Here is a 19,459-nt window from a genome sequence, read left to right on the forward strand (position 1 = left end):
AAGGCATTGGCAGCATTAGCTGACTAGAGCTAACGCCAAGGTAATCAATGATCACGCCGCATTGAATAAGCTGGTGCGAAGGCCGCCAGGTGCTGGTGACGTCGGTGACGCAAAATGACTGCGGCCTGAAACTTATGAACGGCGGCAATAGCATTACCCTAGCAGTGCCGAACCTGCGTACGCCGGGTAAATCATTACTCAGCGTCGTATTCCCAGCCAGCGACCCAGAAAAACCCATCAACTGAGGACTGCCCTCCCACCTGCACGCGGTAGGAACCGTATTCGCGATGACGATACACAAATCCCAGGGCTCGGAGTTCCTACACACCGCCCTGCTGCTTCCACCCACGCCCATCCTCACCCACGAACTGGTCTACATCGGCATCAACCGTGCCCGAGAATGGCTAACACTGATCGAAGCCAAACGCAGTATATTGAATGATGCTTTGAAGAGGGAAGTTATGCGGATGATTGAGATGGGAAGGTTGTAATCAAGGCCGACCTTACCGGTGCTGGAGGTGACGATTTTCGGCCAAGAGCGGCCTTTTAGGTGCCACTGATATAACGCCGCTAAGCACGCGCGGCTAGGAAATGGAGGCGAAGCCGCAATGTAGTAGACGTCGCCGTGACTTGCATGGTTATGTGTTTTCGGCGTTGTTGAAGGGGATGATACTTGCCAATCCATCATCAACGTCCAATCCGTAAGCGACCGCCACCTCTGCCACAGGAACCCCGAACTTTTCTCGCAACTTGATAAGCTCTCTTTCAAGCATTGAGGTCTGCACCGCCGGGTCAAAGCTGGAAAATTTTGGATGGCCCAAGTTATTGCTAAACGCTTGGCAAGCCCTTCGCATTCGCTTGAGTGCACTTGCCAAGTTGGAACCACTTGGTAGCGCCTGCAAATGTTTTGTTAATTCAGTCCTGATTTCAATGACGCTCAGAGCGCAATGCCCTGCGTCTTCCATGTGACTTGGGTTAAAAAGAACACGTTTATCCTCGAGAAATAGTATTACGTTTTTCGCTTCATCAGACTCTATCGCCGGCGCATTCCACTGAATACCAAATATAGGGCAGCTAAGACCGGTGATGTTTTTATAGATTCGCTCAAACTTCAAAATTCACTCCTTGTGATTACACATAACACTTGGGTTCAGGGGCGCGTAGCGAAGCGGAGCGTCCCTTGGAGCCCTTTGTTATGCATCTTTTTCCTTTTCTTCAAACAAGCATTTTAAGTACTCCTTTGCTTCTTCATCTTCAAGAATATATGTCTTCTTCTTTTTCTTTAGCTCAACCCTTACTTTAACCAACTCATTAAATGGGTCATCTTTTTTACGCTCGATCAAAACCCTTTCATATTTCTCCTTCCCATCCAGCTTCTTTCTTAACTTGCCCAAAAGTTTGTCAAGAATAAGCTGATCAAGCCACTGATTAATTAACTTTTGAAATTCTTCATAATTTTTATTTTTAGACAAGGTGCTGATAGATACTTTCTCGATAATCCTTCCAATATAATAAATTATTGGAACGCTAATCGCCACAAGCTCCCATGACCCTTTTCTTACGGTATTCATTTTGAACACCAAGTGTTTGTTGGCAATTTTTCTTAATTGAGTATTCGATGCTGTTGATAATTCCGGGACGTCATGCGTAAGGACATCTATTAGCGAGTGGAGGATTCCTCTACGAATGGTGATGTACTCGCCAATAAATGTTTCAAATGAAACATTGGGACTTGGGATATATAGTTCGATTTGTATTTTTAACACTTTCCTTTAATCCTTCTCGCTTCTTTATATGTATAACGTTGCCAACACGCGCAGCTTTGTAGTGTAGGCGAAGCCGCAACGGAAAAGCTGCCGCTGTGCTTGGCCTGGTTAGGCGTCACTCTTTACTTTCCGAAAAACGGACCAACACTCTTGACGTTACTCCGGCCAGTTATCTGATCGGATTCTTTTTAAATCCTCTATTGCCAAGTCTATAAACCGCTTACCGCAGTCCATACAATAATTTCTCTCACTTTGCCCTTCCTTTACAGTAAGTCTTTGCTCACCATTTTTTATTCTATGATTCGTATTTGACTTGCAGGAGTGAGCCCTTCTTGCTTCAGAAATGTAAACGTTTTTGACAAGCGATTTTGGTCTACCCATTATGTATTTCCTCTTCGATAGAGGCTACATGCCCATTCAGAGCCTCATGAGCGGTTTCCAGCTGGGTGAGAGTGAAGTTCTCGCGATTTGAGCCTTCTTGGTCCACGGTAGCATTCACTCTGCGGTTGAGTTCAGCAACCACCCATTGAAAGTTTGTGCTTTGATGCCGGGGGTCTAGATTGCGCCCACCAGGATTTACTCCGCACCGCCCCAACAATCCACCGGTCTCATTTTGAATTCTCTCGTTCAAGGCGCTACGGCGTGCAATGCGTTGGTCTTGCCGGGTAGGTCGAATTCTGCGGATTCCCGCCGCGGCTTGGTCTGGAGTGATGCCTTTGTCTACAAGCTGTTGAAGAAGGTCGGCTACTTCTGGATTGCCAATAGGATCCATTTCGGCTGCAGATACATCAGATTCAGATACGATATCAACAGGGGATAGCCCCCCCGCCCCCGTCGGTTCTCTTTCGGTGGCTCCATTTGGATCGAAATCTACGTTGTCTGCTTCTGGCAATAAGTCGGCAAAATAAGCTTGGTCTGCAGTGCTAAAATCTCTAAAGTCATTCCAGCGCTGAGCTACGTTTGCTCCGGCATGGAACACCACTACTCCACGGTTGACTGGATTATCTGGAGAGTTTTGCTCAACGACACGCATTATTCGCCCCACGAACTGAACAAAAGGCGATAGGTTTGCGAATATGCTGCCGACCATTGCGACTGCTAAAAATCTATGGTCAAAGCCTTCGCCAAGCATCCTAGCCTGAACGATCACATCAAGCTCATGATTTTCCAACTTCTGGAAAACTCTCTGATTCACATCCGCCCCCTCGCGCGAATGCACATAGCCTGCCTTCAAGCCCCTTGCTCTAAACGCCTCTGTGATTTGTATACAGTGATCAATATTTAATGCCGAGGCAATGATTTTCAGTCGCTGCTCGCCGGTTTCTTCTCTGAGCCGCCTTAACTCACCTATAGAGCAGTCTACTATTGAAGATAATGTGTTTTCTGACATCACAATACCGCGACGGAACTCTGCATCCTGTTGACCAAGATCAATTACTTCACGCAACCCGATTGTACGTTCTTCACCATTGCCACTATCAATATAAGTCAGTTCGGATGGGCGAAGCATTTTTGCGGATAGTCGTTTTACATAACCGGCCTGTATTGCTCGAGTTACAGGAAATGAGTATATGACATGGCCTTCCATGAGCTGCCCGTCTGACCGCGTTGGAGTTGCACTGAAATTAATTACTCGTGCATTGGGGAATCGGTTAAAAACCTGACGCCACGAGGCCGCTGTGTTGTGATGACCTTCATCGACTAGAATTAGATCAAAAAAGTTATCTGCAAGCTCGCCAAGCCATCTATTTTCTTCACCAGCTATTTGCTGGATATTGGATACCACTATGTCTGCGTTTTCTATATCATCGTGGTTTACTGTGCCGCTTGCGACGACTACTGTTTCTGGATACTCGGCATCTTCAGGTAGTACCGAGCACTTTTCATAGAAGTTGGTAGCGCTACTTGATTTCATGTCCGCACCAAGCTGGTCACGGATTCGAGTACCAGGAGCAATTACCAACACTCTGTGAGCTTGAGTTGCATAAGGTGTTACAGATATTAGCCCTGACTTCCCGCACCCAACCGGTAGGACAATGCCCACAAACCGCTCGGCGTCAATATTATCCTGATAATGGTCGCGAATTGATAACCAACCCTCTCTTTGCGGGGCTCTCAGATTTTGATTTTGCTCAATTTCGAACGGCTCTGTAAATGTCACTTAAATCTCCTTAAGAAAAATTCTCTTTAGTCTACTTCTAGCTGAAAAACCATCGATTTTTACGTAATGAGATCAGTTTAACCAGCGAGCGTTCGGAATACGCGCTATAGCTGGTGCCGCATAACAGAGTATTAAACGGCGCGTTCTATGATTGAATGAACGTGCCAACACTTTTTTCCGAAAAATGCAGCCTTCTAGATTCTCCCAAATCTATGATTTATTGTGATATTAATTTCCATTAGGCTGTATAACCAAAATTCGCGCCCCTACTGCATTTCCCAGCACGTCCGCTCAGGTTCGAAAGACGTCATTCGTTCTCTTCCCCACCAAACGCCACCCTACCCGCTATCGCTTCCATTCCTTCAATCGGCTGCTCGTAGCTCCAGGCAATATTTTGTTGATCGCCCAGCGAGAAATACACCGTATTGCCTTTAAAGGGGCAATAGGTCGTCGTTTCTGAGGTGGTCAGCAAATCCATCCGCACTTCTTCACGCGGGAAGTAGTGGCGTGGCGGGTAGCCGGTTTCGCGGAGTTCGAGGGCTTGGGTGGAGTCGGCGATCAGCTTGCCATCCATATGCAACTGCACGCGCTGGTTAACGGGGTGGAGCTCGATGCGTGGGGCATGTGGCATTAAGTTGTTCCCTGCGGCGATTTTCGCTCTAGTAAAATTAGCCTAGCAGTTAACTTAGGTTAAACACACCCTCGCAGCTTAGCTTTTAGTCGGTAGCGGATGGATTGGTGGTAGGGTTCAAGCCTTCTTCACGAACTGGGCGGTGACCATCATGTCGCCCGCGCCGTCGACTTTGCAGTCCAGTTGGTGGTCTTTGCCTTCCTTGAGCCGTTTGATCACGGCTTTGGTGCCAATTTTGAGCACGAGGGAGCTGCTTTTTACTTTGAGGTCTTTCACCAGCGTGACCTTGTCGCCTTCTGCCAGCAGGGTGCCGTTGGCATCCTTGACGGTGACCGCGTCTTCAGCGGCGGCCTCTTCGGGGTTCCATTCATGGGCACACTCGGGGCAAATGAACAGGCTTTGATCCTGGTAGACAAACTCGGACTGGCAACGGGGGCAAGGCGGGCAGGACATAAGTAATGGCTTCTGTGGTTTGATTAGCGGCCTATCATACTGCGCCCTGGCAGACTTGGCGAATGGAGTCACACCAATGAAGCTTGCCTGCCCTGCCTATTGCTCCGGTGGGGTCAGTTTGGCATCGGTCAAGGTGCGTGGCCGGTAATCGCAGGCTGTATCAGCCCAGCGCTTCCAGACGCTGTCATCGATTGAGATATTGACCGCCGGTTTCCCCTGCATCCCTTGCGAATATTTCCGGTAGAATCGGCCATCTTCTGCGTTTCCGATGCGTTTGAATTTGCCGTAAATCCCCCACAGAAACTCGGCGAAAGAATCTCTTGGCGCGGCCTTCCAGGCATCCTCGGCAACGTCGAATGGATTCACTTTCAGGCCCGCCTTTTCCGCCTTGCCCAGCATCCAGTTCAGCGGTATGTCCGGCAGCGTGTCGTCGGGGCCATACCCGCCGCCGACATTGGCGTGGGCGCCGATAAACCAGCGCTGCTCTACGTCGCGGTTATCGGCTTTTGGCTTGCCATCCTTGCTGGTCCAGAGCGAGACGTTGTAGGTCTCCCGGTGCTCGTCCAGCGCCACCGCTTGGTAAGCGTGGTCGACAATGCTGGAAAGCTCCGTATCGTGCCAATCGTATTGGCTTTTAAACAGGTTGGTGCCGGGCACGCCCAGCGCGCCAACGGTATCCCATATGCCAATGAAATGAATCCTCGGCTGGCGGCTGTAGCGTTTCTTGAAATCCTTGCAAGCGTCAGCATCCGGGTGCAGATTTTTGTCCCGATAAATGCTTTCGGCCTTGCCGAGCAACCCTGGCGTGACCACGTGCACCAATCCACATTTTCGTATCAGCCCCACCAGGCTTCTGGCCGTGTAGGCACCACGGCTGAACCCGAATATCCATATCTCATCGCCCTCCTGGTAACGCCTGCAAAGCCAGTCATAGCCTTTCCGTAAATGTTTGCTCAGCCCGAAACCGAAGGCACCGCCGCTGATGCGCCGAAACCTGGAGGTACCCACACCAGGGTCGTAATAGAACCGTTGCCTTACATCACCATCATAATCGTGGATGAGCCGTGTAAGACGATAAACATTCGTCTGGTCTTCTGGGTCGTTCCAGGTGCCATCAAAGAGCAGGATCAGTTTTTGTTTTGTCATGGTGTTCCCCATGATGATGCGCACTTGAACAGTGCTCATGACCGATGACGGAGGAGCAGCGGATGCGCTATATACCCCTGGGCATAGCGCATTCGGCGGCCTCAACATTATGTAACTAACTGTAGTCGAAAATGCTTTCTGTCACCTGTTGATAGCCAATCTGCAAAAGCGCCCTCGATGCGGGCGATCTTTTTATCTCGCTTTACATGGCATCCGATCCCCATATTCCACTGATCGGCCGATGTCTCAGCGCCAAAGCCAATCGGCCTGGGCATCCATGCGTGGCTTTCAGGGAGACCGAACCCGCTATCGTTCGTTGCCGGGTTCTTCAGGTAACGATTGAACCGCGCTGAAGATGGAGGCACAACACTTTGCTGGCGTATGCTGGCAGTGAATAAACAGTGATGACCAACAGTTTTGGGGAAAGTGCATGCCTCCATCCATGGAAAAAGTCTCGCCAGCGCCCCCTTCCAGGGAGATGCCAGACGGCAAGGGCCAGAAGCTTAGCGACCGGGTTTACGGCGATATCGTCGACCGAATTATTCAGCGTGAATTCGGTGAGGGTGAGCGGCTTCCATCAGAAGAACAGTTGGCGTCCTATTACGGTGTGTCGCGTCCAATCGTGCGCGAAGCGTTGGCCAGGCTGCGCGATGATGAATTAGTTCGCTCACAACGTGGGGCGGGAAGTTTCGTCCAGCGGCGCCCCGAGCGTGCCATGCTTGAGTTCGCTCCGCTGGAAAGCCTGGCCGATATCCAACGCTGTTTTGAGTTCCGAATCGCCGTGGAAACCGAGGCCGCACGACTCGCGGCCATCAAGGCAACAGACGAAGAACGTGTGGCACTGGCTCAAGCGCTGGCATTGCTAGAGCAGCGTATCCGCGACAATGAACTGGGCGTGGATGCCGATTTCAACTTTCATCTATCCATCGCTCACGCCACGCATAACCGGTTTTTCTCCGATACCCTGCTGTCGCTTAAGCCCGCCATCACGTATGGCCAAAACATGGCCCGCGGCCTGGGCTTGCGACGCCCAGAGCGCCATGTCCCCGAAGTACAGGTCGAACACCGTGATATCCACGACGCCATCCTTGCGGAAGACCCTGAACGTGCCGCTTTTTGTATGCAGCATCACTTGAGCAGTTCGCGTCGGCGCGTCTTCGAAGGATAGGGATTTGACAACTTTTACAACTCGACTAGCTTGAACTGTAAGGTCGTTCACCCTGGCGAATGAGGGAGTGTAACGACCCCGTAGGACGCAGGCCGAGAAATATAAAAACAAACACCACGGCTCTGATTCGCGTCACTGCCCATAACGACGAAGAAACGTAGATAAAATAATACAACTACTTCGGAGCACCACTTTATGACATTTACCTACAAGACGCTCGCGATGTCCGTAACGGCAATCGCCACCATGGGCCTTGCCGGAATGGCCCAGGCTGAGTACCCGGAAGAAGACATCACCTACATCATTCCCTTCGATCCAGGCGGTGAATCCGATGTGACGGCGCGTTTCCAAGAACCGATCCTGGAAGAGGAGCTTGGCGTGTCGGTCAACGTGACTCACCGGCCGGGCGGCGGGGGTGCAGTGGCCTGGAGCGAATTCCAGAACAGCGCTGAGCCTGACGGCTACGAGATCATCGGGGTCAATATTCCGCATATCATCGGCCAGCCGATCCAGCGCAATGACGCCGGTTACGAGACCGACGACTGGAGAATCGTCACCTTCTTCCACTCAACTCCCAATGCGCTGATCGTCTCCGACGATAGCCCTTACGATACGCTGGAAGATCTCGTCGAGGACGCCAAGGAGAATCCAGAGGCGATTACCTTGGGCGGCAGTGGTACCTACAGCGCTAACCACCTGGACATGCTGCGCTTCGAGAAAGCAGCCGATATCGATCTGACCTACATTCCCTTCTCGGGAACCGGGCCATTGAAGGGGGCACTGGAAGGTGGCCATGTCGCCGGCATCTTTAACTACACCATGCTGGGCACCGAGATGGCCGATAGCGTCAAGGTTCTGGCCGTGGCCGCCGAAGAGCGCGTCAAGGCGCTGCCTGATGCCCCCACCTTCAAGGAGCAGGGCTACGACATCGTGGGCGGTGCTTATCGCGGCGTTGCGGTGCCCAAGGACACCCCTGACGAGGTGGTTGCAACCCTCGAAGAAGCCTTCGCAGAGGCCAACCGGCAGATCACCGAGAAACAGGAGCCGCTGGGCTTCGTGATGGAATACATCACCGGTGATGAAGTTGACGAGGTCATGGCCATGCTGCGTGAAGCCTACGGCCCCATCCTCGAAGAGGCCGAGTAACACCTTTCCCTCCGTGGGGCTCCTGAGTGGGCCCCTTTTTCTTGAACCATGATGGCCACACGCGTGGCCACTGGGAGGGTGACTCATGGAGATGTTACTGGAGGCGCTGACCTCCCTCCTTACCTTTGAAAGTATCTTCACAGTACTGCTGGGCGTCTCGGCGGGACTCTTCATTGGGTCCATGCCAGGACTGACGGCCACGATGGCGCTTGCCATGCTCCTCCCCTTCACGTTCTCAATGGAAGCTCTGCAGGGGTTGATCGCGCTGGGGGCGGTCTACATGGGGTCTATCTATGGCGGTGCTTTTACGGCCATCCTGATCAATACGCCCGGTACCCCATCGTCCATTGCCACCACGTTCGACGGCTACCCCATGGCACGTCAGGGCAGAGCCTATGAGGCCCTGGCGGCAGCGACCATTGCCTCAGTGGTGGGCGGCATCATCGGGGTCATCTTTCTATTGATTCTCGCGCCGCCGCTTGCCCGGCTGGCGGTTGCTTTCGGCCCCTCAGAAATGTTCTGGGTGGCGATGTTAGGGCTGACGCTGGTCGCCAGCCTGTCCAGCGACTCGCTCTTGAAAGGGTTATTGGCGGGTTGTATTGGCATTCTGCTTAGCACGATCGGGGTGTCGCCGGTCGGGGGAGAGAGCCGTTTCACCTTTGGCTATCCGCCGTTACAAGGTGGCATCGAGCTGATCGTCGCATTGATCGGGCTGTTCGTGGTCCCCGAACTGTTGACCATGGCGGCTGAGGGGCGCGGGGCATTGCCCGGCGGTGGCGAGCTGCGCAAGAAGGAGGTTTCCATCGCCAGGATCGCCCGGCATATCTTCATCAAGCCCGTCAACCTGATCCGCTCCTGCCTGATCGGGCAGATTATCGCGATCATTCCGGGGGCCGGAGGAAACGTCACCAGCCTGGTGGCCTACAACGAGGCACGGCGTTTCTCCAAGGACCCCAAGAGTTTCGGCAAGGGCAACATCGATGGCGTGGTGGCCTCGGAGTCGAGCAACAACGTGATGGTCGCTGGCAGCATGGTGCCGCTGCTGACGTTGGGCATTCCCGGGGCGCCTCCCGATGCCATCATTCTCGGGGTGTTGCTGATGCATGGGCTGCGACCGGGCCTCGACCTGTTCACCGAGTCTGGGGTGTTGACCAACGGCTTCATCCTTTCCATGGGGTTATCGGCGCTGATGCTGTTGCCGGTGGGGCTGCTGGGCGGGCGCCTGATCCATCGTGTGGTCATTCGCACGCCTTATTATTTCCTGGTGCCGAGCATCGCCATGGTGACCATCCTTGGGACATTCGCATTGCGCAATAGCATGCTGGATGTAGGCATCATGCTCATCCTGGGCACGGCTGGCTACTTCTTGCGACTGATCGGCATCCAGGCGGCCCCCATCGTGCTTGGCCTGATCCTGGGTGGCATTGCCGAACAGGGCTATGTGCAGACGTTGATGGCGGCGGTCGTCGACCCGATTCCCTGGCTGCGGCTGGTGAGCAATCCGCTTTCCATGGTGTTGGCCGGCATGGTGCTGCTGGGCGCCGCCACGGCACTGGTGCCCATGTGGCTGGCCCGCAAGGGGCTTTTGGACAAGGTCGAAGAGGATAGCGGAGGCTCGTCATGATCGTGCGCCTCAATACCGACATCGCCGCAGGCGCTCTAGGCCTGACTTTTGGTGCCGCGCTGTGGTTCCCGCGGGCGGATATCGGCCGACTGAGCATCATTTTTCCGCGTGCCGTCCTGCTGATCCTCACTCTCATTTCGGTCGCCCTGATCGTCAAGGGCTTCGTCAAGCCGAGTGGCCGCCAAGTCGAGATCACCGGCAGCCCACTGCGCCTGGTCACGGTGATCATCGGCTTCTTTCTCTGGTGGGGCCTGGTCGACCTGCTGGGGTTTCTGCTCACGACGCTGATCGCCTTCTTCGCGCTTACCTGGTACCTCGCCAGGGTCGAGACGGTGGTTAGCTGGCAGCGCATGCTGAAGTGGAGCCCCATCATCGTGGTGCTAGTCGGCGTCTTTTACCTGACCTTCACGGAGGTGCTCAATGTGCGCCTGCCGACGGGTCTGTTCTTTTAGTAGGAGTGATGCATGAAAATCACCGATATTCGTGAGGCGCGGGTGTCAATCGCCTCGGACATTGCCAACGCCTATATCTCCTTCGCGAAGATGGATGTATCGGTCCTGGCGATCTATACCGATGTCTGGGTCGATGGCCGTCAGGTAGTGGGCTACGGTTTCAATTCCAATGGCCGCTATGCGCAGAGTGGCCTGTTGCGCGAGCGCTTTCTGCCTCGCCTGCGTGAAGCCGACCCCAGGGCCCTGGTCGATGACAGCGGGGCCAATCTCGACCCCTTCCGGGTCTGGAACGTATTGATGGCCAATGAGAAGCCCGGTGGGCACGGTGAGCGTTCGGTGGCGGTGGGCATCATCGACATGGCGGTGTGGGACATCGTTGCCAAGACGGAGAACAAGTCCCTGGCACAGCTTCTGGCCGAGCGTCATGGCGATGGGACAGCCGATGCGAACGTATCGGTCTACGCGGCAGGCGGTTACTACTATCCCGGTAAGCAGGTCAGTGCCCTTAAAGACGAGATGCGCGATTATCTCGACCTTGGCTATACCTGTACCAAGATGAAGATCGGCGGGGTGCCCTTGGCCGAAGACCTCGAACGGGTCGAGGCGGCAATCGACGTTGTCGGTGACGCTTCACGCCTTGCCGTTGATGCCAATGGCCGCTTCGATCTCAAGACCGCGCTGGCCTTCGCGGAGGGCCTGGCCCCCTATGGGGTTCGTTGGTACGAGGAGGCGGGAGACCCCCTCGACTACGCCTTGCAGCAGCAACTGGGTGAGCACTATGCGCCCCCCATGGCCACCGGCGAGAACTTGTTTTCTCATCAGGATGCTCGCAACCTGCTGCGTTACGGCGGCATGCGCGCTGATCGCGACATTCTGCAGATGGATCCCGTCCTCAGCTACGGGCTGGTGGAATACCTGCGCATGCTCGAGGTGCTGAAGCAACACGGCTGGTCATCGAGACAATGTATTCCGCACGGTGGCCACCAGTTCGCTCTCAACATCGCGTCCGGCCTCAAGCTGGGAGGAAATGAGTCCTACCCGAGGGTTTTTGCGCCGTTCGGCGGCTTCGCCGACTCGACACCCATCGAAAGTGGATATGTTGCTATCCCGGCGATGCCCGGCATTGGTTTCGAGGACAAACGAGAGCTCATGAACGTCTTCGATAAGCATCTCCGCTGAGCGGTACTGATAACGCCCTGGCCGCTCAGCCACAACAAGTTACAACAACGCTTTTTATAAAAGCAGGAGCTTACGATATGCGCAATCACCGTGTCGCTGTTATACCGGGTGATGGAATAGGCCTTGAAGTTATTGAAGCGGGTAAGCAGGTACTGGAAACGTTATCGCAGAAAAGTGACGATTTTCAGTTTGAATTCGAAGATTTCGATTGGAGTTCTAAGCGCTACCTCGAGACGGGCGAATACATCCCGGAGGGCGGACTCGAAAAGCTTTCGACATTTGATGCTATCTACTTCGGTGCGGTAGGCAGCCAGGAGGTTCCCGACCATATATCGCTTTGGGACCTTCGGCTCGCTATCTGCCAGGGCTTTGACCAATATGCCAATGTACGCCCTGCCCGTGTACTCCCTGGTGTGAATAGCCGCTTAAAAGGTGCTGAAACAATCGATTGGGTGATCGTTCGCGAAAATAGCGAAGGTGAATATGCGGGCAACGGTGGTCGTTCGCATCGTGGGCATCCCGAGGAGGTCGGCACGGAGGTGGCGATATTTACTCGAAAAGGGATAGAACGCATTCACCGTTTCGCTTTTCAACTCGCCCAAAGCCGCCCGCGGAAAAAACTCACATTGGTCACCAAGTCCAACGCCCAGCGATACGGCATGGTGCTGTGGGATGAAGTGTTTTTCGAGGTTGCGAAAGACTTTCCTGACGTGACGATTGATAGGGAACTTGTCGATGCAGCCACTACCCGTATGGTACTAAAACCCGAGACCATGGATGTTATTGTGGCGACTAACCTCCATGCCGATATCTTGTCGGACCTGGCCGCCGCTCTTTCAGGCAGCTTGGGCATTGCCCCCACTGCCAACCTTAATCCTGAGAGAGCGTTTCCCTCCATGTTTGAGCCGATTCATGGGTCAGCATTTGATATTGCTGGAAAAGGCATTGCCAACCCCGTGGGTGCCTTCTGGACAGCTGCCATGATGCTGGAGCACCTAGGGGAGTTGACGGCAGCTGAGAGACTGATGGCGGCTATAGAGCGATTAACCGCCTCAGGCCAACAGACAATGGATCTTGGGGGTACTGCGACCACGCAGGATATGACCCGAGCCATCTGCTCCGACATCGAACAACAATAAGTACATAGCCGTTGCTTCAAGCTAGCCGTTGCTTCAAGAATGGCGTTCTTGAAGCAACTTAACGAAAATTCGTGAGTCCTGCTTAACTGTGCCTCTTATACTTCATTTTTATCGACGACATACAGCACCTTAGATCGCATGACGGATTCAAAGAAGCAAAAGTGACCTTCCATCTGTCTTACCCTGGCAAGGTGAAGCGGAAGACATTTTTTCTTACGAAAAAACAGTATTTAGCTCTGATGGGAATGGTTGCATCTGTCAGGTAAACATCCCCGACATAGACAGGAATCGGCCAGGAGCGGACCCTGGCGGGAGTTCTGATTAACGCATCGCTCAGCCGCCGCTTTCAGCAGTTGGCGGGAGCGCTTTGTTCGGTACTGGCTTGGTGCTCAAGACGCTTACCCAGGATGCAAAGGTTATACTCTTTGCCATCCATCTGCGCGACATTCGGAAGCCGCCCCCACTCTTGATACCCGAATGCCTGCAGCAGTCGAATGCTCGGTGAATTGTGAGCGAAGACATAACCGACCAGAATCTGTATGCCCAGCCGAGGCGCCAACTCTTCCGCTGCCTGCAACATCTTCTTACCCATAAGCCTGCCCTGGTGCTCTGGCGCAACGTAAATGCTTAGTTCTGCCGTATGTTGGTATGCCGGCCTGCCGTAAAAGTCTTCGAAACTGATCCACGCCACAACCTCGTCGCCTTGCTCGTAAACGAGAAGAGGCCTACGGTCTGGATTGTGTTTGCGAAACCACTCAAGGCGCGAATTTATGGTGACTGTTTCGGTATCAGCCGTCGAACGCCGAGTCGGAATTGCGGCGTTATAAATTTCGACGATTCTCGGTAGATCCTGCTCCACAGCAGCCCTTATACCCACCTTAACTCCCTCCTTCCACATGGCCTTGAAAACTGCACTACTTGATACACAGAACGCCCGCCATTACCGGTGGCAAAACCAGAGGAAAGCGGAGGTTTTGGCATCCGGTGCATGGCCTGGTTATGCAGCATGTAGCGGCTTGATTCGATCCACTTCTTCCTTGATCGACTGAGCTGCCTTCCAAAGATCAACAGATCGCTGCGCATTCAGCCAACCCCGAAACGGTAAAGCCATAGTTATCACCTCACTCAGTGGTAGTCACACACTTCGACTCCATAAGCATCGCCGTCTTCAAAACGAAAACAGATACGCCACTGATCATTGATTGAGATTGCGTGCTGCCCCTGCCTGTTTCCGGAAAGTGGGTGAAGGCGATTGCCGGGCGGCACTTTCAAATCCTCACGCTGTACGGCCAGATCCACGTATTCAAGTTTTCTAGCGGCTCTCGGTGCAACATCCGCAGGAAATTTCTTTGACTTGCCCTTGGAGAGTTCTTGGGTTCGTTTGTCAGCGAAGGGTTTGATAATGAGGAAAAACGTATTGCGTCACGGGACACTTGTCAACATAGCCTGAAAATGACGGCATAAACGGCGTTCGATGGAGGCCCATCGGACCGTCACGAATTTAATGCACTGCTTATTTGATGGCGGTCCACGTTGGCAGCCCCTCAAACTTGGGCACTTCCTCTAACCGCTCATCCCAAACAGCCTTGCCGGATGAGAAGATATGCGCCGTAGGCAACATCGTTATCTGAGAGTCCAGACACCCTGCCGGAACAACAAGCAAACCCGCGACCTGGGTATTTGGCAATGCTGAACCACACAACTTACAAAAGCTCTTGTTATGACGAGTACCTGGAAGCGTAAAGGAAACGACAGCCTCCGAACCCGATTGCCAGACCAATTTCGCGGAATGTGAGAATAGATTTGCCGCATGAGCCGACCCTGTGTCTTTTTGGCAATGTCGGCAATGGCACAGGTAGAAGCTATCGAAATCACCTTTTACCTGAAAACTCACTGTGCCACACAGACAAGAACCAAAATGATCAGTCATTAGAATCTCTTCCGTGGCCTAGAGGTGAAGTCCACTTAACAGCGTATTAGACGGCGCGTTCTATGATTGAATGAACGTGCTGGCACTTTTTCCAGCAACTGCAGCCTGCCAAACTCTCCCAAGCCTATGCTTATTTGGGATATTAATCACCTTCAGGCCGCATATCCAAACGTCGCGCGCTTGTGGCATTTCACGGCACTGCCACTCAGGGTTAACGGCGTCATGCGCGCGCTCCCCCCCGCCGAACGCCACCCTATCCGCCGTCGCCTCAATCCCTTCAATCGGCTTCACCACGTAGCTCCAGGCAATGTCCTGGTTTTCGCCCAGCGAGAAATACGTGGTGTAACAACGGCTAAACGTTCGGGTTATCCCCATTCACAAACGAGTACAGCTGAATATCCGACCGACAGATCCAGCCCTGGCTAGCCCAGAACTGTTTGGCCGTTTCGTTCTCGGGAAGGATCATCAGATGCGACTTCAGAATGCCCTCATGCTTGAGCGCTTCCAGGCAAAGGCTTACCAACTGCGTGGCGATGCCTTTGCGGCGCTGGGAATCCGCCACCGATAAATGCTGGACATAGCCGCGCTTGCCGTCGTGGCCCGCCATGATCGTGCCCACCAGTTGCCCTTCCACTTCTGCCACAAAGCTCAGGCCGGGGTTGCGCCGCAGGTACTTCTCAATGCCCGCTCGGGAATCCGCATCGCGCAGCCGCACGCCCTCGCTTCCGCTCCATAGGTCGATGGTGGCGTCATAGTCGTCGATGGTCATGGTGCGGTAGTGCATGTCTGTGGCTCTCACGGGTGACGGTTAGTTTCGGGCGTTAACATGCACTCTCACACATAGCGCGAACATCATCGATATCAACTGGTCTAGCGAGCTTCGATTTATAGTGAATCAAGTCTTCCTTCAACATCAGGGGAAGCGCAAGGCCCAATAAATTGACGGTTTCATAACGATCAAAATCTACGTCAAGCGGTACCCAGGACTGTCTGGCGGCATCTATAATGTGCGCGCCTTTGGCGTTGCCAACTTCCACCTTGATGCCCTCATACTTGAACTGTACGTAGGTTAAATCCCAGCCCTCCTCGCAGCGGTGTGCGGCGGGCTTGGATAGGTAGGCCTGCCCTGCCTGCACCACCGTCGCGAAGTGCGCGTCGGGAACAAACAGATCAATATCATTCAGCGCTCGATCAGCACCATAGCCCCTTGCGGCGAGACCTCCGCAGATTTGAAAAGGAATATTCCTATCCTTGAGTAGTCTCACTATCCATTGGGCGGCTAAATGATGCATGACGGCTCCTTTCAATGGGGCGTTGCAGCGGGTTCAATGCAGGCCGAGTCAAGGCCTTCCATAAACTGGTGGCCTCAGCTTAACGCAAGCGTTTCAACAACGGCTTTGACTCTTTCACGGGCTTCGCCTTGCAGCGTGTTCAGCGGCTGAGGCAGGCAGGGTTGGCTGACGTCACCGGTGAGTTCGGCGATGGTGGCGGTAACCCGTAGGCTGCCGCCGTAGTCACGGTAGAGCGCCCATAGCGGCTCGAGTGCCTGGGAGCGGGCCATCGCTTGCTCGGTATCGCCTGCCTGGGCGGCGCGGGTGAGCGCCAGTGCGATGTCCGGGTAGAGCCCGCCGATCACCGAGTACCAGGCATCGCACCCGGCAAGTAACCCGTTGGTAGCAGCCGGGTCGCCGCTGATGCCGATGGTCACATCAGAAGGGATTACCCCGCGCAGCTCTGCAACGCGTGCCTTGGCAGCGGCCAGATCGTTCTGCACCGGCGGTATCTTGATCGAGCGCACCTGGGGCAGTTGGGCGATGCGCCCGTGCAGTTCGTCGCTGAAGTGAAAGTTCGTGGTGCCGGGATTGTCGTAAACGCAGAGCGGCACGCTCAGCGAGCGGCAGACCGTTTCGTACAGGCTGAACACTTCCTCATCGGTGAGCTTTTGATACGACACCGGCGCCAGCAGCACGCCACTTGCGCCTGCTTGCTGGGCATGTTCGGCATTGATCAGCACATCGCGGGTGCGTAGCGCGCCAATACCGGCAATGACGGGCACCCTGGCGGCCCTTTCCACGCTCAGTTTGACCACGCGGGCACGCTCGTCACTGTTCAAATAGGCGTAACTGCCCGTCGAGCCCAGCACACCGATGGAGTCCACCTCGGCTTCCGCCAGGCGCGCCACCAGGCGAGCAAACTCATGCTCGTTAATGCCCTGCTCGTTCATGGGGGTTAGCGGAAATGCGCTCAGGCCGGTCAACATGATGAAGGCTCCTTTACTGCCCAAAGCTGATCCCCAGGCGCAGCGCCTGGAGGCCGTCAAATTCGACACTGACTTCGTCAGAGAACACCGGGTGCCCCTGAACGGCCATATCCACGGTCGCCTGAGCGCCCTGATACGTAAGGGTAATGGCGATATTGGCTGAGGTGCTGATCGGCGCCGTCAGCCCGTACGTCACATCCTCGACGTTGATGGACGAGAGCCCGCGATCTTCCAGTTGCTGTTCAACTTCCTGTTGTACGGCCACGCCGTAATAGACGTACAAGCCAGCGTAACCCAGCGCTACCAGTACAATCAGTGAAAAGAGCTTTCCCATGTAAATTCCTCAAGCGTATGACGTTGGCACCATGCTGCCCGTCAGGGCTTTTCAGCGCTGGCCCACTCCGTCCGAGAGGTCGGGGCCGGGATACAGATGGCCCGGCCAGCGTAACACCATGATCGCCAGAACGTTGCGATGTTCCCCCCCCGCCAGTCCCTTTTCCCCCGAGGGCGAGGGAATGATGCCGCTGGCCGGGTCCACCGCCGCCACCAGCGCCTCGCGCACCCGGCCCACCAGCGGGTGGTCGTCGCGACCGGCTAGCTGGAAGGCCAGTGCCACTTCGGCCTGGATGTCGGCCGTGGCCCGGGTCATGATACCGGCTGCCTCCCGCTCCAGCGCTTCCAGCACCCAAGCGTGCACTTCCGGGTCCGCCTTCCGCTGGTAGTAGCGGCTGTCAGCGATGACGAAGTGGGTCAGGCCATAGAGCCAGTTACGGTACTCGGCGTCGTCGAGCTCGGCGACTCGCTCGGGGGGGTAGTGGCGCCGGAAGGCTGCCTCCACCTCCCGGCGCAGATCCATCACGCCGAGCTGGTGAAGGAAGTACGTATAGTTGGCCACCTGAGCAGCATAGACCTCGATCACCGAGGGGTCGGTCAGGAAGGCCGCCCAGTCGACCTCTGCCTGGTAGTCCAGCGCCCGTTGGTGGTCCTCAATGGCTGGCAGCAGGTCGTGGTACTCGGCCTGGACAAGCCGGAACAGCAGAGACCGGGCAAAGGCGATTTCCCCCCACTCCCCCAGCATGGCACGTCGAGCGCGCTGCTTGGCCGTGCGCTGGGAGTAGTCGGCAACGATCGCCCGGCTGCGGGTAGCCGCGTACCCAGGCTCAGCCAGGCCGGCGATGTCTTCCTCGAGTCGCACCATTAGACGCTCGCCGTAGGCACGATTGAGGGGCCGCCAGCGCTGCTCGCCCGTCAGGCGGTAGAGCCGCTGGGCAAAGTGGCGCTGCTTGTCCTCGGACAGCGTCGGCAGCGCCTGTTCGTAGACTTCCTGGATGGCCAGACCGGCGTCACGCTGTGCGTCACGTTCCACTTGCGGCGCCATGACGGTGCAGCCGGTCAACAACAGCACCATCATCAATGAAAAGAGTTTTCTCATACCAACTCCTTGGTGGTGTTCGCTAGCGATAGCCCATCATTGCACAGTCGATGAGCAATTATGTACAAGCATCAGTGACATTGTCGGCATAAGCTAGGGGTGTGTTTCGAGGTGTTGGGTTTCATCAGGGGAGGTCGGCATGAGCAACGCTAGCCGGTTTGAGTTCTTCAAGAGTCATCACGTGCCGACACTGACGGTGCTGAAGGCGGCGATTGAGGATTTCAGCTACGACCCGCATGCCCATGAGGAGTATGCCTTTGGCGTTACGCTGGCCGGGCGTCAGGACTTTTTCAGCGGTGGGCAGTTTCACCGCAGCCCGCCGGGCAACGTGATTCTGTTCAACCCGGAGGAAGTTCACGACGGGCATTCGGGCGGCGCACAAGCGCTGGACTACCTGATGGTGTATGCCCACCCGGAACAGGTGACGCCGCTGTTCGCCGAGGTACTTGGCCGCGAAAGCGCCACAGGCTTCCGTTCCGACCAAACGCTGATTCAGGATGCGCCCCTGCGCCATGCCATTATCGAGCTGGCCCGTTTGGTAAGTACCCAGGCCGGTAGCTGCATTGACCAGGAGAATGCGCTTTATCAGGTGGTAGAGCGAACCGTTCAGCTAGGCGGCCGCGTTCAACCCAGCCGCGTCACGCAACGGCCGGATGCCCTGCTGGACCTTGCCAGGGCGTATATCCACGCCCACCTGGAAACCGATATGTCGCTTGACGACATCAGCCAGGCTGCGCATTTATCCAAGTACCACTTTTTGCGGCTGTTTCGGCAGCACTACGGCATGACGCCTCACCAGTACGTGATTAATTGCCGGATCAATGCGGCCCGTGCAGCGCTGGATCAGGGGGCGCCGCTGAATGAGGTGGCGTTGCGGTTTGGGTTTGCCGACCTTAGCCATTTCAATCGCCGCTTCAAGCGCATCTACGGCATGACGCCCCACCAATACCAGCGCGATATCACGCGTTAGCC

21 protein-coding genes and 1 pseudogene are annotated in these 19,459 nt (G+C 55.0%); 8 read left to right on the forward strand and 14 right to left on the reverse strand.

Going from position 1 to position 19,459, the window contains the following annotated elements; translation table 11 throughout:
* Window positions 1-71: 71 nt before the first annotated feature.
* Window positions 72-491: pseudogene (locus QC816_RS09990) on the forward strand (ATP-binding domain-containing protein); the annotation flags it as partial.
* A gap of 147 nt (window positions 492-638) precedes the next feature.
* Here the strand turns inward: QC816_RS09990 and QC816_RS09995 are convergent.
* From QC816_RS09995 to QC816_RS10020, 6 genes are all read right to left on the reverse strand, one after another.
* A complete protein-coding gene (locus QC816_RS09995; RefSeq protein WP_309781926.1) occupies window positions 639-1,115 on the reverse strand; it encodes a DUF6650 family protein in 477 nt (158 codons plus the stop codon).
* A gap of 78 nt (window positions 1,116-1,193) precedes the next feature.
* Window positions 1,194-1,766 (reverse strand): hypothetical protein, encoded by a 573-nt coding sequence (locus QC816_RS10000; protein WP_309781927.1) that lies wholly within the window; start codon window positions 1,764-1,766, stop codon window positions 1,194-1,196.
* A gap of 373 nt (window positions 1,767-2,139) precedes the next feature.
* Window positions 2,140-3,927, reverse strand: a complete 1,788-nt coding sequence (locus tag QC816_RS10005) for a DEAD/DEAH box helicase (RefSeq protein ID WP_309781928.1) — start codon at window positions 3,925-3,927, stop codon at window positions 2,140-2,142.
* 307 nt (window positions 3,928-4,234) lie between these two features.
* A complete protein-coding gene (locus tag QC816_RS10010) occupies window positions 4,235-4,558 on the reverse strand; it encodes a DUF427 domain-containing protein (protein ID WP_309781929.1) in 324 nt (107 codons plus the stop codon).
* A 117-nt stretch (window positions 4,559-4,675) separates the two neighbouring features.
* Window positions 4,676-5,011, reverse strand: a complete 336-nt coding sequence (locus QC816_RS10015; protein WP_264827788.1) for a zinc ribbon domain-containing protein YjdM — start codon at window positions 5,009-5,011, stop codon at window positions 4,676-4,678.
* Window positions 5,012-5,107: 96 nt separating this feature from the next.
* Entirely contained in the window at window positions 5,108-6,181 is a 1,074-nt protein-coding gene (locus QC816_RS10020) for a DUF2235 domain-containing protein (protein ID WP_309781933.1), read from the reverse strand.
* A 406-nt stretch (window positions 6,182-6,587) separates the two neighbouring features.
* Here QC816_RS10020 and QC816_RS10025 point away from each other — a divergent pair, with 406 nt between their 5' ends.
* From QC816_RS10025 to QC816_RS10050, 6 genes are all read left to right on the forward strand, one after another.
* Window positions 6,588-7,325 (forward strand): FadR/GntR family transcriptional regulator, encoded by a 738-nt coding sequence (locus QC816_RS10025; RefSeq protein WP_085920367.1) that lies wholly within the window; start codon window positions 6,588-6,590, stop codon window positions 7,323-7,325.
* A gap of 195 nt (window positions 7,326-7,520) precedes the next feature.
* On the forward strand, window positions 7,521-8,471 hold the full coding sequence (locus QC816_RS10030) for a Bug family tripartite tricarboxylate transporter substrate binding protein (RefSeq protein ID WP_066321646.1): 951 nt from the start codon (window positions 7,521-7,523) through the stop codon (window positions 8,469-8,471).
* An 85-nt stretch (window positions 8,472-8,556) separates the two neighbouring features.
* On the forward strand, window positions 8,557-10,095 hold the full coding sequence (locus QC816_RS10035; protein ID WP_085920365.1) for a tripartite tricarboxylate transporter permease: 1,539 nt from the start codon (window positions 8,557-8,559) through the stop codon (window positions 10,093-10,095).
* Window positions 10,092-10,547 (forward strand): tripartite tricarboxylate transporter TctB family protein, encoded by a 456-nt coding sequence (locus QC816_RS10040; RefSeq protein WP_066321644.1) that lies wholly within the window; start codon window positions 10,092-10,094, stop codon window positions 10,545-10,547. Before QC816_RS10035 ends, QC816_RS10040 begins: the two co-directional genes overlap by 4 nt.
* Window positions 10,548-10,559: 12 nt before the next feature.
* Window positions 10,560-11,726, forward strand: a complete 1,167-nt coding sequence (locus tag QC816_RS10045; protein WP_309781939.1) for a mandelate racemase/muconate lactonizing enzyme family protein — start codon at window positions 10,560-10,562, stop codon at window positions 11,724-11,726.
* 77 nt (window positions 11,727-11,803) lie between these two features.
* Complete coding sequence (locus tag QC816_RS10050) at window positions 11,804-12,865, forward strand: tartrate dehydrogenase (protein WP_309781941.1); 1,062 nt, start codon at window positions 11,804-11,806, stop codon at window positions 12,863-12,865.
* A 346-nt stretch (window positions 12,866-13,211) separates the two neighbouring features.
* On the opposite strand, the gene QC816_RS10055 is transcribed toward QC816_RS10050, so the two are convergent.
* The 8 genes from QC816_RS10055 to QC816_RS10090 all read right to left on the reverse strand — a co-directional run bounded on the left by QC816_RS10055 (window position 13,212) and on the right by QC816_RS10090 (window position 18,487).
* Window positions 13,212-13,763 carry a GNAT family N-acetyltransferase gene (locus QC816_RS10055; RefSeq protein ID WP_309781943.1) on the reverse strand — a complete coding sequence of 184 codons (552 nt, stop codon included), beginning with the start codon at window positions 13,761-13,763 and terminating at the stop codon, window positions 13,212-13,214.
* A 227-nt stretch (window positions 13,764-13,990) separates the two neighbouring features.
* Window positions 13,991-14,269 carry a type II toxin-antitoxin system RelE/ParE family toxin gene (locus QC816_RS10060; protein WP_309782396.1) on the reverse strand — a complete coding sequence of 93 codons (279 nt, stop codon included), beginning with the start codon at window positions 14,267-14,269 and terminating at the stop codon, window positions 13,991-13,993.
* A gap of 109 nt (window positions 14,270-14,378) precedes the next feature.
* On the reverse strand, window positions 14,379-14,795 hold the full coding sequence (locus QC816_RS10065; RefSeq protein WP_309781944.1) for a GFA family protein: 417 nt from the start codon (window positions 14,793-14,795) through the stop codon (window positions 14,379-14,381).
* A 352-nt stretch (window positions 14,796-15,147) separates the two neighbouring features.
* Window positions 15,148-15,579: a GNAT family N-acetyltransferase gene (locus QC816_RS10070; RefSeq protein ID WP_264827801.1), complete on the reverse strand. Its 432-nt coding sequence runs from the start codon at window positions 15,577-15,579 to the stop codon at window positions 15,148-15,150.
* A gap of 37 nt (window positions 15,580-15,616) precedes the next feature.
* A complete protein-coding gene (locus QC816_RS10075; RefSeq protein WP_309781948.1) occupies window positions 15,617-16,087 on the reverse strand; it encodes a nucleotidyltransferase in 471 nt (156 codons plus the stop codon).
* A 74-nt stretch (window positions 16,088-16,161) separates the two neighbouring features.
* Complete coding sequence (locus tag QC816_RS10080; protein ID WP_199284860.1) at window positions 16,162-17,055, reverse strand: dihydrodipicolinate synthase family protein; 894 nt, start codon at window positions 17,053-17,055, stop codon at window positions 16,162-16,164.
* 13 nt (window positions 17,056-17,068) lie between these two features.
* Complete coding sequence (locus QC816_RS10085) at window positions 17,069-17,389, reverse strand: hypothetical protein (RefSeq protein ID WP_309781951.1); 321 nt, start codon at window positions 17,387-17,389, stop codon at window positions 17,069-17,071.
* Between the two features lie 51 nt (window positions 17,390-17,440).
* On the reverse strand, window positions 17,441-18,487 hold the full coding sequence (locus tag QC816_RS10090; protein ID WP_309781953.1) for a DUF3541 domain-containing protein: 1,047 nt from the start codon (window positions 18,485-18,487) through the stop codon (window positions 17,441-17,443).
* Window positions 18,488-18,626: 139 nt separating this feature from the next.
* Between QC816_RS10090 and QC816_RS10095 the strand changes: the two genes are divergently transcribed.
* A complete protein-coding gene (locus tag QC816_RS10095) occupies window positions 18,627-19,457 on the forward strand; it encodes an AraC family transcriptional regulator (protein WP_268901000.1) in 831 nt (276 codons plus the stop codon).
* Window positions 19,458-19,459 lie beyond the last annotated feature (2 nt).

The sequence above is a fragment of the Vreelandella janggokensis genome, assembly GCF_031451615.1.
GTDB lineage: Bacteria > Pseudomonadota > Gammaproteobacteria > Pseudomonadales > Halomonadaceae > Vreelandella > Vreelandella janggokensis.